This window comes from Cupriavidus sp. 01T418 (assembly GCF_056398885.1).
This window is the reverse complement of record NZ_JBFTQG010000083.1, coordinates 1-14,430: the sequence shown is the minus strand read 5'-3', so window position 1 is coordinate 14,430 and position 14,430 is coordinate 1. Positions and strand designations below refer to the sequence as shown.

The following is a 14,430-nucleotide window of genomic DNA, read 5'->3' as shown; positions in this document are numbered from 1 at the left end:
AACGGCTCCACGCGATCAGCATGCCCAAGCGACTGGGCCATTAGAGACACGTACTCCTCGAACCGTTTCGTAGAGGCTTCCATCGCTTTCCTCGTAACTCACTTGAAGATAAGCAAATAATGCCTTATTTTTTAACACAGTAGTACTAGCCGCCTGGGATGTGGTCTCGATGTCGGTGAGGCCGTTCCGGTGAAGCGCATACGCAGCGAGGATCATGATAAAGAACGCAATCACCGCGGACACGATCATCCCGGCGTACGTATCGATGGCGATCCGATCGAGATGGACGCCCGCTTGGGCTGGAGCCTCCTTGAGCGGCTGTGCAGCGCCATCTAGCTGCACCTCCTCGACTTCGGATGCAGCCTGCCACACGAACAGGTAAGGACTGATGGTAGTGCCGAACACCGCAAGCAAGGTCTTGAAATAATCCTTGGACCAGATTACCTGCGGGATTATCGCGGCCCGTATGGCGCCTGGCCAGTCCACCTTGATCACGAAGCCCGCGAGCACGTACACCAGGAGCGTCAGGGCGAGCCACTTCAGATAGGCGGAATACTTGCGATAGGACAAGAAAAGCTGCAGCAACAGTGAGAGCAATGCGAACAGTGCGGCATACACGCGGCTTGGTCCCCCGACCACCAGCGCCAGGCTCTCTCCCATGGCGGCTACATCCGCGCCCACATTGATTGTGTTGGCCACGATTACCAAGAGAACAAAGGGATAGGCCAACCGCGCCGAGTAGTGGCGCCTGATGTTTGACACGATACCTCTCCCGGACACCCTGCCCAGGCGGGCACTTACCAGCTGAATCGCAATCATGAGCGGAAGGGTCAGAAGCACGCTCCACAGCATCGCAGTGCCGAATTGCGCGCCTGCTTGCGAATATGTTGCAATACCGCTCGGATCGTCATCGGATGCGCCCGTGATCACGCCCGGACCGAGGCGATTGAGCCATCGCGATCTTGCTTCTACTGGCAGACGACCTGACTCCATAGCATCGCTCCCAAGGCGAACCGTGGAAATCAGATTGGTCCGTTGGAGCAAGTGTAAGGAACCGAGGCGGCCACGCAGTCAGTGAATGTCCTAAACAGCTGCAGGCGTCGGCTTACCGTCCAAGGCGGGTTGGAACTTGGTCAAGCAAAACTTGAGCGTCTTCTCTCGCCCGCCATTCTGCCATCGTGCGGGGCCTGCAGCCACCGAAGATCATCGACAACATTCACGTTTAGCACTGTCAGGGTTGGGATCAGGCGGCAGGCATCGCGGCCAATAACTCAATAAGCAGGGCCGGGTTCACCGGTTTGACGAGAATGGAACCTCATGGATTCTTCTACCTGGCGAAGAATAGTTACACGCCCTACCCGCTGCAAATGCCGCCGCTAGCGCTCCAGCATCACCTCGCGGGAGGTGCTCACCAGATCCGCGGGCTGCTCGCTTTGCGGGTCGCGCTCGCCCGGTTGCGTGGTTTTGCGGCCTTCTCCCGGCTGCTCGATATGGCCGCGGGCACGGGGCTTGGCCTGTGGCTTCGAATCGGGCCTGCCATTCTCGTTTGTCATCGTCGAGCTCCTGTGTGGTGACGGTTACGAACGTTTGAGCTATGCTCCAACCCGCAAGATATGTGCCTGGCGCAGGGCACTTGCAAACCGGCACCGATGACAAGCTCGGATAAAGAAAAGCCGCTGGGAATAGTGATTCCCTGACTTCCTGGGTGCGGCTGATAAATTACATCGTGGTGTAGTTCATCCCATTGCACCGCCAAAGCTGTCGAAGCCGACGAGACGGTGGTCAAGGGTTGACTGAAGCCGGTTGGTCCAAGACGGTATGGGATGGTATTGCAGCCAGCCGCTCGCTTGAACGGCGGGATCCCATGCCAACGGTTGGGACGGCATCCCGAGAACCAGTGCAGTGCCTTGCCGCCGAGCTATCATTATCGAGACCGCAATCCAACTTGCTTCGATGAAGCAGATCAGGGGCCCAATCTGCTGGTTGAATTGTGTGGCGGGGACTGGTCGAGGGCTGGAGTGGCGTTATCCGGCTGGCTCCGGCCGGGAGGAATCTAGATTGATGGAAGGTGCGCGATGACTTCGATCAAGAACACCGAAGGCCACTATGGAGTTATAGCGATCCTGTTCCACTGGTCGATGGCTTTTCTCGTTATCGGACTTGCGGCATTGGGCCTCTACATGGTAACGCTTCCGGATGTCGGCTTCAATACGAAAAAAATCATGCTGATTCTCTACCATAAGGAGGTCGGACTACTCGCATTTGTTTTACTGGTCGCCCGGTTGGGATGGCGTGTCACGCAAGTACTTCCGCAACTGGTGGCACATTTACCGGACTGGCAAAAAATAGCTGCACGATTTGTCCACCTTTGTTTCTATGCGCTGCTGAGCGCGCTTCCTGTCAGCGGCTGGGTCATGTCGTCTGCGGCTGGCATTCCGGTATCATTCTTTGGCATCTTCACCCTGCCTGATCTTGTAGATAGTGACGACTATCTGTTTCATCGATTCATCGAATTACACAAATGGCTGGGCTACATGCTCATCCTTTTAATATTCGTTCATGTGAGCGCAGCACTAAGACACCATTTTGTATTCAAGGACGATACCTTACGCAGAATGTTGCCTTAGTGTGCCTTCTCGATCGTAAACTTGGCGAGTTCCCGCAAGATACTCACCATCGCTTCATTGGCGGCCACGACTCCCGCGTAGGGGGTCAGATCCCGCAAGGGTTCCTGCACCGACAGTTCCTTGGTCGCAATAACCTGGGCCGCTACCTCCCGACTCAGGTAAAAGCGCATGGTGAGTCGCAGAATCGCGGGGTTCGAGCTGAAGTCCTGCTTAAATTCCAAGATCTCGGTGCGCAGGGCGTATGTGTGACGGCCGAAATGTGGGGCCGACAAAATCTCACTAAAATAGTGCGTGTGCCGAAGTGTCTCGACGATCAAAGGTTGAATCATCTCGGAAGGTGTCTCCGCCCATTCATTGTGACTGAAATACGCGATCTGATAGGCCTGGCTCGTGTAGAGCATCCGCGTTGTGGCATAGATCGGATCGGTCTCTGGCGGCAGAACCAACAAGGTTGCGGAGTGGGTCTGCCCGACGGGCAGATCGAGCGGAATTCTGTTCAGCACATATTTTTTTGTATCAATATTGACTGGCGAAAGCAAGGTACAGCCCGAACACAGGATGACGCATAGCGTGACGAAAATCGCTTTGCCCATATAGGCCTTCATTTCTTCTCCCCCGGTCCCGGTGGTGGCGAAGCAGTACCACGAATCAAGCTTGATGGGTCTCGATTGACTTTGGTAGTGAGCTCCGTGAGGGAGGTGGACAGATGATCAATGTTTGCCAGAGCCTTGTACGCTTCTGGCAGGATTTGCGTCTGGAGCGCCCTCACTGTGTCATGGCTCGATTGTAGGAGCGGCTCAAGGCGTTGACTGGCGCGTTCGGTATTGGCAACAATAGAGTTCAGCTTCTCAGTATTCTTCGCCAGTACATTGGTCGCTAGCTGCAAGCTTTCGGCAGATTGCTTCAGTGACGCCACAGTCTTGGTGTCGAGTACCGTTACCAGCAGGCCGGTTATGATCTGAACGTTCTCCCTGACCTGATTTAGCGTCGTGTCAAGCGTCATGATGTTCGACGGTGCCGCCGGGATGATCGGATAGCGCGCTCCCAGCTGTGTGGTCAGCGGCCGCGGATCGCTGCCGACGTCTTCGATCGAGATGTAGACGTAGCCGGTGAATCCTCGTGTCGCGAGTCCTCTGGAGGTAATCGTCGCGACACTGGCCGAAGTAACCGGCGCAGCTTTGTCGATACTCACGACGATGCTCACTGATCGCGGATTGACGAGGCTGATGCTTTTCACCTTTCCCACGTCGACGCCGTGGAATTCGACTGGGGCATCGGCAATGAGACCGGTTACCGAATCTTTGGTATAGATTTGGTAGGTCGCGTAGTGACTTACGGAGAAGTCATACCAGGCCGCCCCAGCGGAGATCGCAATAAGCAGGAACACCACAAACGCGAGCCTTGCCTTCGTGTTGATGCCGTTTTTCATCGCGCATCACCTCCAAGGAATGAGGGTTGGCAGAGGTTCGTGCGGAATTATCTTCCTATGGTAGACCACACTGGCGATCGCCATCTGCCGGACGGGGTGCAACCGGCTCGGCCTTCGTTCCAGTCTCCCTGACCAAAGTTGGGCGAGACTTGCATCGTGATTGTTGCCAGCAAGACCTTCAACCGGCATTCAGCATAGGCCCCCTCGCCCGGCAGCAGGCGCCTGCCCGTCAGGGTGCCTCCCCCATCACGTGAGGGGGCAACATGACGTGCCGACAGTTGCCGCCCCGCGCAAGCCGGGCATTCCAAGCGTGGCGGAATCTAATAGCTGCGCCGAATGGCTGCTGCCTCGTCTTCCCAGTCGCGCCACTCGACTTTGTGCTGCGCCAGGTAGGCGTCCACTGCCACGCCGATGGTAGGGAAGAGGCGATCGGCGCCGAGCGCGGGAACCAGGCCATAGCGCTTCAGCCGGTCCTTGACAGGGCCTTTCATTTCGGCGAAGCACAACTCGATGCCGCATTCGCTCAACGCCTTGTGCAACTCCGCCAACGTCTCCGCGGCGGTGACGTCGACATCGGTGATGGGCTCCGCGGCAATCACGACCCACCGGGTGGGAGTCGAGGCCTGGCTCACCGCGCGCAGCACGTGGTCGCGGAATATCTCCGCGTTGGCGAAGAACAGCGGCGCGTCCCAGCGGAACAGGACCAGCCCCGGAATGCAGCGTGCTTCCGGGTGGCGGACGATATCGTGGTAGCCCTTGAGGCCGTCGACGCGGCCCAGCACGGCATCGTAGGGCCGCCAGGCTCGCCAGATGAACGCCAGCAGCGCGAGGGCCACCGCAATGAAGATGCCCTGGATCACGCCGAGCAGCGCGACGCCCGCAAAGCAGGTCATCGATTGGGCGAACTCGCTTGGGCGCAGGCGCAGCAAACGCGCCACACTCCGTATCTCGAACAGGCCGAGACAAGCAGCGACGACCACGGCGCCCAGCGCCGCATTGGGCAAGGTGCGGAAGAGTGCCGGGGCGAACAGCAGCAGCATGGCAACGCTCAGAGCGGCAACCACGCTGGTGAGCTGCGTCCGCGCGCCGGCGGCTTCGGCAACCGGGGTGCGCGACGAACTGCTCGTCACGGGAAAGCCCTGCAGCAGGCCCGCAGCCACGTTGGCAGCGCCCAGGGCGATGAGTTCCTGGTTGCGGTTCACCGCGTATTGCCCGCGCGCGGCGAAAATCCGCGACAGCACGCTGATATCGGCCAGCGAGATCAGCGCCACCGCCACCGCGCCGGGCAGCAGAGCAGGCAGTTCAGCGAGCGACACAGCGGGCATGCGCGGTACCGGCAGCCCTTGCGGCAGTGAGCCGATGACCGGGACACCCGCCCGCCGGTCCAGGTCGAGCAGCGCCACGGCCACGGTGGCGCCCGCCACCGCAAGCAGGATGCCGGGCACGCGTGGCAGCCAGCGCTTGCAACCGAGGATGAGCAGTAAGCAGGCCGCGCCGATGCCGAGCGCGACCGGGTTCGCGTCGCCGTGCGTCAGGCCCTGGAAGAGGCCCGAGGCTTCCTGCAACAGGTTGTCTCCGCTCACCTGGAAGCCGAGCAGCTTCGGCGCTTGGCCGATCAGCACCGTGAGCGCGACGCCATTCATATAGCCCTGGCGGATCGGCTTGGATAGCAGGTCGGTGATAAAGCCGAAGCGGAACAACCCTACCCCGATGCATAGCACGCCCGACAGGATCGCAAGCATGCCGGCGAGCATCGCCGCCCGCTCGGGGTGGGCGCCAGCCAACGGCAGCACGATGGAGGCGATCAACGCCGCCAGCGCGGAGTCTGGGCCGAGGACGAGAAAGCGGCTAGGCCCGAAGGCGGCATAGGCGACGAGGGCCGCGATGCTGGCATAGAGCCCGGTTATGGCGGGCAAATGCGCCGCCTCGGCGTAACCCATGCCGGCGGGAATCATGACCGCGGTAAGCGCGAGCCCGGCGAACATATCCTTCGCCAGCCAGGCTCTTTCATAGTGGCGCAATGTCGCAAGGGCTGGGACCAGGCGCAGCAGGTGGCCAGTCAACCCTGAGGCAGCCGGTGTGGAACGATTGGGGAGCCAGTTCATATCCCTGCCTTCTTCAAAGGCGCCGGCTCACATTCTAGTGCCTGGCAAAACGAAGGGGCTTACAAGCAGGCTGCGTAACGGCTAGATCCGGCTTGGCGCGAATCCGAATGTCCGCAGCGAACCGCTGAACATCGCCGCTGGGTTTCTGTTTGTGACTGTTTGCGACGGAACTCGCATACCTTGGGCCAGGACCTGGTGTTTTACAACTTCTGCCTCCCCACACCCACCACGGAGATGCCCCAATTCTCGAGTTAACACGCCTGCGTCGTTCCATTCCTACACCGATGCATCGTCACATTCCTACACCGATATCAGTCCCCTTCCGAAGGGACTTCCCATCTCCGTGGCCTACCCTGAAAAGCAAGTGGCAGGCCTGGTGCTTCAAACCGGAAGCAACGCGGCTTTCCGCCAACGTCCAAGGAGCAAAAATATGGGAATCGGCACAATCCTCCTGATCGTTCTCATCCTGCTGCTGCTCGGCGCCCTGCCGGCGTGGCCGTATAGCACAGGATGGGGTTACTGGCCGAGCGGTGGCCTGGGGCTGATGGTCCTGATCGTGCTGCTGCTCGTGGTACTGGGCCGGATATAGCGGCGCAGGACCGTTCGTGAACGCAGGGCAGGCGCCTTGCGGATGCCGCTGAGCAGCATTTTGCTGACCAGGATGTCGAGCCTATTGCGCTGCGCACCGTGTTCCAGGCACCCTGCATCGCCAGGTGATGATGGGAAAAGGCGGCACGTTTTTTGCGGCGGGATGACCATGGACAGTCGCACCGACGCTCGCCATCAAAGGTACCGCCGGCCGGCGTCTACATCACAAGGAGGCAGATATGTTCAGTTTCCGCAGTCACAGCAGCAGGGAGAGCGATGAACAACGCCAGCGCAACCAGGAAGTGGAACGGGAGCGCCAGCGCGAGGACCACAACCCCGGCCGCGGTTCTGAAGACTGGGGGCAGGAATGGGGCGAAGACTGGCGCGGCGAGCGCGAAGCACGCGGCAGCTCCAGGTACCAGCAGGACACCTCAGCAGGACAGCAGCGCGGCCAATGGAGCCGGCGCGAATACGGCGCGGCCGACACGGGTGGCAGGGGCGATCCATACAGCAGCGGCCACGGCGACTACCAGCAGCCATCGGACGAAAGCGGCTATAGCAGCCGCGAGCGCGGCGAACGCAGCTATCCCGAAGATTATTCGCGTAGCGACGTCCGCGGAGGCCGTGCCCTGCACTGGCGCGAAGGCATGGAGCGCGACCGTGCGCAGCGCGGTGGCAAGCCCAGCTTTGGCGGCGGGTACTTCAGTGACCTCGGCCACGGCGGTGGCCAGTCATACAGCGGCGCGCAGCGCGTTTATCCGGACGATCCGGGCTATCGCGGCGGCGAGCCCGCGAGACGCCGCCCGGTCGGGCCCAAGGGCTACCGCCGTCCGGACGAGCGCATACGGGAAGATATCTGCGAACGTCTGGCGATGAACCCGTATGTGGATGTTGGCGATGTAACCGTAGACGTTGCCGCCGGCATGGTCACGCTGGGCGGTACCGTACGCCAACGCCGCGAGAAGTACGTGATCGAGGAAATCGCCGATGCCGTCTTCGGCGTGCTGGAAGTGGAGAACCATCTGCGTGTGCCGCGCTCACCGGGCGCCGGCTGGGCGGCGGGTTCGGGCACTGGGGGCGACGAAGAGGTGCTGGGGGACGCGGGTACGGTCTCGCCTGACCGGACCCTCAACAAGAGCTGACCTCGCGCGTTCGCGCCCGGGTCATCACCTTGCGTGAGGCGCCAAGCTGACGGTGCCGCTTGGCGCCCTGCGTCCCACCCGGATCATCATTGCCGCCTATCACGGCTAGGTCGACAGCCTTCCCCGCGGCGTCCAGCGGGCCGTGCCCTGACGCGGCCCGCTGGGCTATTGCGCCGTCGCCCGTTGCAACAGCAGTTTCAAGAGCCGCGCTTCGTCAGCACGCAGGCCGCTGATGGGGATGCGCGCACAGCCACGTAGCTCGTCATTCATGAACGCCTCGATCACGTCGGGGTGGACATAGCACTTGCGGCATACCGCCGCCGTATTGCGCAGCCGCTGCGCAACGGTCCCGATGACCTCTGCCACCTGCTTCCTGCGAGCGGTCTCGCTGCTGTGGGCACCGGCCGTGCGCAGCATTGCCAGCGCATGTACGCTCCCGGCCCAGGTGCGAAAGTCCTTGGCGGTGAAGCCTCCTCCGGTTGCTGCCTGCAGATACGCGTTGACGTCAGCCGAGCTGACCTCGCGGATCTCCCCGTCGCTGTCACGGTACTTGAAAAGGTGCTGGCCGGGCAGGTCGGAGCAACTGCGCACGATGCGGGCCAGGCGAGGATCATTGACCGACACGTTGTGGCTGATGCCGCTCTTGCCGGTGAACTGGAAGTGCAGGCGGCTGCCACGCACGGCGACGTGGCGGCGGCGCAGCGTGGTGATACCGTAGGTACGATTCTGCTGCACGTAGCGCGGGCTGCCAACACGCACGAGCGTGACATCGAGCAGCCGCACCACCGCCGCGACCACTTTCTCGCGCGGCATGCCGTTGCGCACCAGGTCCCGCGCCACGCGCGCGCGCAGCCGCGGCAGCGCGGTGCCGAAGGTCGCCAGGCGCGCGTACTTGTCGGAATCCCGCAGTGCCCCCCAGTCGGGATGGTAGATATACTGCTTGCGGCCGCGCGCGTCGCGTCCGGTGGCCTGGAGATGCCCCGCCGGGTCTGCGCAAATCCAGACCCCTTCATACGCCGGAGGAATCGCCAGCGCTGCGATGCGTGCCAGCGTCGCGACGTCGCGCAGCCGTTTTCCGCTCGCATCAAAATACGCAAAGGCGCCACCATGGCGGCGGCGCGTGATGCCCGGCGTACTATCATCGACATAGCGCAATCCGGCCTCGCGCAGCACGCTGCGCAGGGTTTCGTCGGTACCGGAGGTACCGGAGGTACCGGAGGTACCGGACGGTGGCAGGGTCCTGTCCACGACAGGCGCCTCCTTCTCGATAGTGGTGCGCACCGGATGCAGGAAGCAACGGTGCGGTGCTATGGGTCTTCTCCGCGCGATCCGGCTTTCATCGCGGATATCGCCGTGCCTGCCGGATGGGGCGCCTCCGCCCGCACGGCATCTCCCGAGCCTGCCCTGCTTCCGGCCCGGCAGGCTCTAGCCCCGCCACTGACGGATCGTCGTGTGGCGGCGCGGCGGAAGCTGGCGCAGGAGCTTCTGCCGCCCGTTCGGTCGCCACCGGACCCACACGCGCCCCCGTGACCATCTCGCGCAGCCAGTTCACCAGCAGGCTGCTGTAGGCGCGCTGGCTCTCCTCATCGCTGAGGCCGTGGTCGGCGCCCTTGATCACGCGGTAGGTCATCGAGTTCGCCTGCACGCAGGCATCCACGTAGCTGGTGACGGCAGCATGCGGCACGATCTGGTCCTGCTCGGACTCGATGACCAGCACATCGCCCTGGAACGTGGTGCATGCGCGCAAGGCGCGATTGGTATCGGCAGGCACCACCTGCCGGCGATACGCCACCAGATCCTGGTCAAGATGCAGCTGGCGCTTGGGCACTTCCCAGCCTGCGTCCATGTACAGAGCCGGTGCGCGCAACGCCATCCAGCGCAGCGGACGCAGTGTGCTCAGCACCGCAGCCAGATAGCCGCCGTAGCTGCTGCCGACCACGGCGATAGCGTTGCGGTCCACCTCGGGCTGGCGCACCAGCACATCGTAGGCGGCCACCACATCGGCCAGGTTGCGCATGCGGCTGACGGTCTCGTACTGGCCGCTAGTGCCGGCATGCCCGGTCAGGTCGAAGGTCAGGCACACACAGCCCAGCCCGGCCACCTGGCGCGCGCGCGCCAGGTATTGCTGCTGGCTGCCGCCCCAACCGTGCACGAACAGCACGCCGGGCAGCTTCGTGGCCGGCGTGATCAGCGTGCCCGCGATGCTGCCGCCTTCAGACTGGATCTCCACGTTTTCTTCATGCGTTGCCATCTGCGTCAGGCTCCAGCAAAGCGTATTTGGTTAATGCCCCGACGTGGCGGTCTTCGCCCTGGAAGTAGATCTCCGCACCCGGCGGAACTTCAGCATTGACGCCATAGATTTCGCGAGTCGACGCCACCACACGCCGGCGCTTCGGATCGGCTTGCAATGCCGCCAGCGCCGCCAGTTCTGCACCGGTGGCGCCTCCAACGCGCCATGACTGCTCAAGCACGCCGAGCAATGCACGGCCATGAGCCCTCGCGCCATTGCCACCCGCTGCGCGCCCTGCGGCCACGTCATAGTTGCAGCGCGAGAGGAATATGCTCGGAAAGCAAGCCAGTGCCGCTTCGTGATAGACCGTTGCCGCGCGCACCGCCGCCAGCGCACGCGCATGAAAAGGCTGTGCGAGCAGTTCCTCAAATCCACCCCGCACCACGGTCAGTGTCGAGCCGCCATAGACAGGGTGCCCGCGGTTGTTGCTGGTCAGATCCTGCGTGCCGCAATAGCTGGCGCGCAGGCCGCCCACCTCGATCTGGCCCACGCTCCACGTCTGTGGCTCGTCCAGGTCTCGCTCGAGCACGATGCCGTGCGTTTCGAGCGTCGTCCTGTCCATCCCCGCCAGCACGCAGTCGAGCGCGGCAGCATCTGCCACCACCTTTTGTCCCAGCCCTCCGATTCCGCATGGCTCTTTCAGGCGCACCGATCCGCCTTCAAGCAGCCGGCGACCGGCAAGCGCCGCGTCGTCGCGGGAGAAGGCGGTATAGCCGGGCAGCACGGCGTACTGCGTGCGTTCCGCGAATTCGCCGCACCACCCCTCGGGCGAAGCGGCTCCTGGCGCAACTAGCCCGTGGGTGATCGCCTTGGTCGATACGAAGGCAAACGGCACCACGCCGCCGAACAGGTCGGCTGCGCCCTGTATGCCAAGCCTGGCAGCATGGTCGAGCCCGACCACCGTATCCGACGGAACGAAGTAGAACGGCAACGCCGCTCGCCTTGCCTCTGCCGGACGTTCCTCCTCGCATGTCTCGAAGGCACCCGCGAACACATAGCCGGCCACCGCAGCGACCTTGCGCGCGATCTGCGCGAGCGTCACGCACTGATGGCTGCCGGTATCGGCGTAGTCGGGGTGTCCGTACAGCACCACGCGCCGACGCATTGCATCGCTGCGCTGCTTGCTGATGTCTGGCACGGCGGTCTCCTTCCCAAGGGTATGGATGTCCGTTTCAGTGTGCAAGGATTTCGCTGCCGCGAGGCACAACGTCGCCGCCACCCGTGGGCCGCGCCGCACGTGCCCTGTATTTGGCTACGTGGTTCTCGCGGGCTTCGTCCAGCGAGTGGCTGCACTTGAGCCCGCCCTCCTCCTCGGCAAGTTGCGCCAGCTGGCGATAGAACGTGATCAGCTGGCGCAACTCCTCCTCGTCAAGCTCTTCGATCGAGATCAGCATGTTGCTGGCTTCCTTGTGCGAGGCCAGCAACTCGTTGAGCTTCAGGTGAACGGCCACGGCGTCCTTGTTCTGGCTCTGCTGGATCAGGAACACCATCAGGAAGGTGATGATGGTCGTGCCGGTGTTGATCACGAGTTGCCATGTTTCGGAGAAGCCGTAGATGGGTCCCGTTATCGCCCACGCCACCACGACGCCAACCGCCAGTACGAATGCCGTGGCCGAGCCCGCGTGCCGCGTGGCCGCCCCGGCAAAGCGATCGAAGGCATGCAGTATGGGATGTTGCCTGTGCAGTGCGGGCGCGCTGTCGATCCGATGCAGTGTGAATGCTGGCTTGCTCATCTTCCGCTCCTGGCTGTTGGCTGCCGCCGCCGGCAATACGCTGCCTTCATTCTATGGAGCGCGCCGCCGACGGTTCAGCGGGCACTGTCCTACAACGAAGGCTGCACTTGCACCCCGCCCTCTGGTGCGAGGACGCGCGTTTCCACACCGCCCGTAAAATCTGCGCACGGCGCGCCGACGGCGTCATGGTAGAGGTGGCCGACTGGCGCGTCATGCTGAATGGAACGTGGGGATCGTTCAAAAAACGCGGTACGAAAGCACCGCCACTAACTCATCTCGCGTAGCTGGGTGGAATCGCGATCGCATCCAACGCGGAAATCATAGCCGCCAGATGACCAACGCCGCCACTTTGATAGCCCGCTCTAGAAGACCCTCCCCACGATCCTGCGAAGCCCCTTTTCCTTCACGCAGGAGAACCATGAGCGCAAGAAAGTCGGCGGGAATTCCGCCGACTTTCGCCTTCACTCCCACGCTGTTCGCGCTTCCTGCTCCCCGGGAGTCAGCCCCTTGGGTCGTAATGCTCGGATTCCCAGTACGGCGATATGCCGTAGTACTCGTGAATGCTGGTGGCCCACCGCGAATCCGCCATGCTCGGCCAATGGTCCTTGTCAAAGCCAGGTGCGGCCTTCATGCGGTCTTTCTCGACCCCGAGCACGAAGCACTTGCGCCGCGTGTCCAGTGTGAGAGCGGACCACGGCAGCGCGAACAGCTTTTCGCCGATGCCGAGAAAGCCGCTCATGGTCATCACGGCATAGGCCACGCGGCCGCTTGGCACGTCGATCATGATGTGGTCGATGGTGCCAATGTTGTCACCGGCGGGGTCCACCACCTTGTTGCCTTCCAGCGTGTCGGCCGCCATCACGAACGGGCCGGGACCCGGAGTATTCTGGTCAACGTCGCCAACAATGGAGGCGCCTGGCTCTCGACCAGGCCTGCGTGGTTCGACTGGGTTCATGGACAACTCCTTGCTTGTAGAAAGTTCTGGGTGCGATGGTTGATTTGCAGCGATGCGCTACCGACAACGGTGGCAACGCAGAGAGCGCCGCCACCATGCCGGTACCGGCCAGCGCGCCGATCGCCGCGCCGATCCGTACGCCGCCGATTACTCCGGTTCCCGATTTGCGTGCCCCCAAATCGAAGGCATGTCGCCACCGACCGGAAATGCCGGCTCCTTTCTTGTCTCGGCTGAGGTTCGCGGTGGCGGTCACTTGCGGTCAGTGGTGCCCTTGCGATGGCCGGCGGGCTTGGCGCCGACAGGCTGGTGTTCGCTGCCGCGCTTGAGCATCCAGTCCACATCGTCGCGCGCAGTCTGCGTCTTCTTCTCGGCATGTATGGCTGCACTGGGCGAAATCGGATCGCTGGCCGGGAAGCTCATCTCCAGCGAGTCGTCGAGGGCGGCCTGGTAGGTCTTCGTGCGATTTTCCTCGTCGGCGGCTGGGCGCACGGCAGGCGCTGCGTGCGACTTGGCGGCACGCGTCTTCGACGGCTCGTAAGCCGCCGTCGCGGCCTTGGACGATTTGCGGGCGTCTGGCATGGTGGGGTCCTCCTGGATGGGATTGCCACAACCAGTGCAATTGGCGGGCCAGTCAGCATGTGTGAGGCGTGCAGCGGTGCGGACCGCACAATCCCGGCTGCGCGGGCACCGGGACGTCCGCAAACCTTGCCCGTTGCACCGGTAAAAACTACAGGACGGCGCAACGGAAACGCGGAGGAATGCTGCTGCCGGACACGAACCGGCCGCGAGGCGCTTACGCCAGTACGGCGTGGCGGGGAAACTTCACGGAGATGCAGACGAAGACTTTGTCGCTCTCGCCGGCAAGGCTTTCGGTGCTGGGGATCGCGCCAAGCAGTTCCAACATGCGGCGCGTCAGCAGCAGCGCGGCGCTCGGCCGTGACGTCTGCGAACCCTGCCCAGGCACACGCCGCCCAAAGAAATCGGCCAAGGTGGCCTGCCGCGTGGCGCCGTGTTCGCGATCGAGCGGCGGGCTCTCGGTAATGCGCAGCTTGATGTGATCCGGCTCGTTGCTCAGATGCACCCCCACCGAGCCGCCGGACTGCGCACGCCAGATGCAGTGCATGAGGAGATGGCGCAGCAGGGGCACCAGGCGCAGCATGTCGCCATCGATCAGATAGGYGGATCCCGGCGCGCCGTCGGTCTCCAGCGGCGGCAACAGCACGCCGCGCGCTTCTGCTGCAGGACGACGGTCCGCGATGGCCTGCTCGGTCGCAGCCTGCAGATCCAGCTGCTGCCATTGCGGCGGACTTTCATCCGCCAGCAGGCGCACCGCTTCCTCCATTTCCTCGATCAGCGCCAGCTGTTGCTGCATGCCCGCGTGTATGCCGTCAAGCGCGCGCTGCGCGGGCGCCGGCGCGGCATCGACCGCGCGTTTGAGCACATAAGTCCAGCTCTGGATGGCATTGAGCGACGAGCGCAGGTCATGGGCGGACTGTTCGATCAGTGCGCCGACCTCGACCACGCTGCGCACCCCGGGTGCAGTCACCGCTGCCTGCCGATC

15 protein-coding genes are annotated in these 14,430 nt (G+C 62.8%); 3 read left to right on the top strand and 12 right to left on the bottom strand.

Annotation, left to right across the window (positions count from 1 at the left end; all coding sequences use genetic code 11):
* Window positions 1-15 precede the first annotated feature (15 nt).
* Together AC1DQ3_RS35680 and AC1DQ3_RS35675 are read right to left on the bottom strand one after the other, a co-directional pair.
* A complete protein-coding gene (locus AC1DQ3_RS35680) occupies window positions 16-993 on the bottom strand; it encodes an NRAMP family divalent metal transporter (RefSeq protein ID WP_477124804.1) in 978 nt (325 codons plus the stop codon).
* Between the two features lie 383 nt (window positions 994-1,376).
* Entirely contained in the window at window positions 1,377-1,553 is a 177-nt protein-coding gene (locus AC1DQ3_RS35675) for a hypothetical protein (RefSeq protein WP_477124803.1), read from the bottom strand.
* A 522-nt stretch (window positions 1,554-2,075) separates the two neighbouring features.
* Between AC1DQ3_RS35675 and AC1DQ3_RS35670 the strand changes: the two genes are divergently transcribed.
* Entirely contained in the window at window positions 2,076-2,627 is a 552-nt protein-coding gene (locus AC1DQ3_RS35670) for a cytochrome b (RefSeq protein ID WP_477124802.1), read from the top strand.
* Here the strand turns inward: AC1DQ3_RS35670 and AC1DQ3_RS35665 are convergent.
* The 3 genes from AC1DQ3_RS35665 to AC1DQ3_RS35655 form a co-directional block, all read right to left on the bottom strand.
* Entirely contained in the window at window positions 2,624-3,232 is a 609-nt protein-coding gene (locus AC1DQ3_RS35665) for an ABC-type transport auxiliary lipoprotein family protein (RefSeq protein ID WP_477124801.1), read from the bottom strand. The genes AC1DQ3_RS35670 and AC1DQ3_RS35665 overlap by 4 nt on opposite strands.
* Window positions 3,229-4,056, bottom strand: a complete 828-nt coding sequence (locus AC1DQ3_RS35660; protein WP_477124800.1) for an MlaD family protein — start codon at window positions 4,054-4,056, stop codon at window positions 3,229-3,231. The genes AC1DQ3_RS35665 and AC1DQ3_RS35660 overlap by 4 nt, the downstream gene beginning before the upstream one ends.
* A gap of 320 nt (window positions 4,057-4,376) precedes the next feature.
* Window positions 4,377-6,161 carry a SulP family inorganic anion transporter gene (locus AC1DQ3_RS35655; RefSeq protein WP_477124799.1) on the bottom strand — a complete coding sequence of 595 codons (1,785 nt, stop codon included), beginning with the start codon at window positions 6,159-6,161 and terminating at the stop codon, window positions 4,377-4,379.
* Window positions 6,162-6,591: 430 nt separating this feature from the next.
* Between AC1DQ3_RS35655 and AC1DQ3_RS35650 the strand changes: the two genes are divergently transcribed.
* The gene (locus AC1DQ3_RS35650) at window positions 6,592-6,750 is read left to right on the top strand and encodes a DUF3309 family protein (protein ID WP_477124798.1); all 159 of its coding nucleotides are present in this window, start codon (window positions 6,592-6,594) and stop codon (window positions 6,748-6,750) included.
* 238 nt (window positions 6,751-6,988) lie between these two features.
* The gene (locus AC1DQ3_RS35645) at window positions 6,989-7,891 is read left to right on the top strand and encodes a BON domain-containing protein (RefSeq protein ID WP_477124797.1); all 903 of its coding nucleotides are present in this window, start codon (window positions 6,989-6,991) and stop codon (window positions 7,889-7,891) included.
* A 165-nt stretch (window positions 7,892-8,056) separates the two neighbouring features.
* Here AC1DQ3_RS35645 and AC1DQ3_RS35640 read toward each other — a convergent pair whose 3' ends face one another.
* The 7 genes from AC1DQ3_RS35640 to AC1DQ3_RS35610 all read right to left on the bottom strand — a co-directional run bounded on the left by AC1DQ3_RS35640 (window position 8,057) and on the right by AC1DQ3_RS35610 (window position 14,415).
* A complete protein-coding gene (locus AC1DQ3_RS35640; RefSeq protein ID WP_477124796.1) occupies window positions 8,057-9,139 on the bottom strand; it encodes a DNA topoisomerase IB in 1,083 nt (360 codons plus the stop codon).
* A gap of 88 nt (window positions 9,140-9,227) precedes the next feature.
* Window positions 9,228-10,142: an alpha/beta hydrolase family protein gene (locus tag AC1DQ3_RS35635; RefSeq protein ID WP_477124795.1), complete on the bottom strand. Its 915-nt coding sequence runs from the start codon at window positions 10,140-10,142 to the stop codon at window positions 9,228-9,230.
* Entirely contained in the window at window positions 10,129-11,319 is a 1,191-nt protein-coding gene (locus tag AC1DQ3_RS35630; RefSeq protein ID WP_477124794.1) for a DUF3182 family protein, read from the bottom strand. Before AC1DQ3_RS35630 ends, AC1DQ3_RS35635 begins: the two co-directional genes overlap by 14 nt.
* A 34-nt stretch (window positions 11,320-11,353) precedes the next feature.
* Window positions 11,354-11,914, bottom strand: coding sequence for a low affinity iron permease family protein (locus AC1DQ3_RS35625; RefSeq protein WP_477124793.1), 561 nt, complete (start codon window positions 11,912-11,914; stop codon window positions 11,354-11,356).
* A 499-nt stretch (window positions 11,915-12,413) separates the two neighbouring features.
* Window positions 12,414-12,869, bottom strand: a complete 456-nt coding sequence (locus AC1DQ3_RS35620; RefSeq protein ID WP_477124792.1) for a PRC-barrel domain-containing protein — start codon at window positions 12,867-12,869, stop codon at window positions 12,414-12,416.
* Between the two features lie 249 nt (window positions 12,870-13,118).
* A complete protein-coding gene (locus AC1DQ3_RS35615) occupies window positions 13,119-13,448 on the bottom strand; it encodes a hypothetical protein (RefSeq protein ID WP_477124791.1) in 330 nt (109 codons plus the stop codon).
* A 214-nt stretch (window positions 13,449-13,662) separates the two neighbouring features.
* Window positions 13,663-14,415: a sensor histidine kinase gene (locus tag AC1DQ3_RS35610; RefSeq protein WP_477124805.1), complete on the bottom strand. Its 753-nt coding sequence runs from the start codon at window positions 14,413-14,415 to the stop codon at window positions 13,663-13,665.
* Window positions 14,416-14,430 lie beyond the last annotated feature (15 nt).

Excerpts from the sequence above, each read along its gene's own strand:
- AC1DQ3_RS35680 (WP_477124804.1), bottom strand. The coding sequence starts at position 993 with ATGGAGTCAGGTCGTCTGCCAGTAGAAGCAAGATCGCGATGGCTCAAT.
- AC1DQ3_RS35675 (WP_477124803.1), bottom strand. The coding sequence starts at position 1,553 with ATGACAAACGAGAATGGCAGGCCCGATTCGAAGCCACAGGCCAAGCCC.
- AC1DQ3_RS35670 (WP_477124802.1), top strand. The coding sequence starts at position 2,076 with ATGACTTCGATCAAGAACACCGAAGGCCACTATGGAGTTATAGCGATC.
- AC1DQ3_RS35665 (WP_477124801.1), bottom strand. The coding sequence starts at position 3,232 with ATGAAGGCCTATATGGGCAAAGCGATTTTCGTCACGCTATGCGTCATC.
- AC1DQ3_RS35660 (WP_477124800.1), bottom strand. The coding sequence starts at position 4,056 with ATGAAAAACGGCATCAACACGAAGGCAAGGCTCGCGTTTGTGGTGTTC.
- AC1DQ3_RS35655 (WP_477124799.1), bottom strand. The coding sequence starts at position 6,161 with ATGAACTGGCTCCCCAATCGTTCCACACCGGCTGCCTCAGGGTTGACT.
- AC1DQ3_RS35650 (WP_477124798.1), top strand. The coding sequence starts at position 6,592 with ATGGGAATCGGCACAATCCTCCTGATCGTTCTCATCCTGCTGCTGCTC.
- AC1DQ3_RS35645 (WP_477124797.1), top strand. The coding sequence starts at position 6,989 with ATGTTCAGTTTCCGCAGTCACAGCAGCAGGGAGAGCGATGAACAACGC.
- AC1DQ3_RS35635 (WP_477124795.1), bottom strand. The coding sequence starts at position 10,142 with ATGGCAACGCATGAAGAAAACGTGGAGATCCAGTCTGAAGGCGGCAGC.
- AC1DQ3_RS35625 (WP_477124793.1), bottom strand. The coding sequence starts at position 11,914 with ATGAGCAAGCCAGCATTCACACTGCATCGGATCGACAGCGCGCCCGCA.
- AC1DQ3_RS35620 (WP_477124792.1), bottom strand. The coding sequence starts at position 12,869 with ATGAACCCAGTCGAACCACGCAGGCCTGGTCGAGAGCCAGGCGCCTCC.
- AC1DQ3_RS35615 (WP_477124791.1), bottom strand. The coding sequence starts at position 13,448 with ATGCCAGACGCCCGCAAATCGTCCAAGGCCGCGACGGCGGCTTACGAG.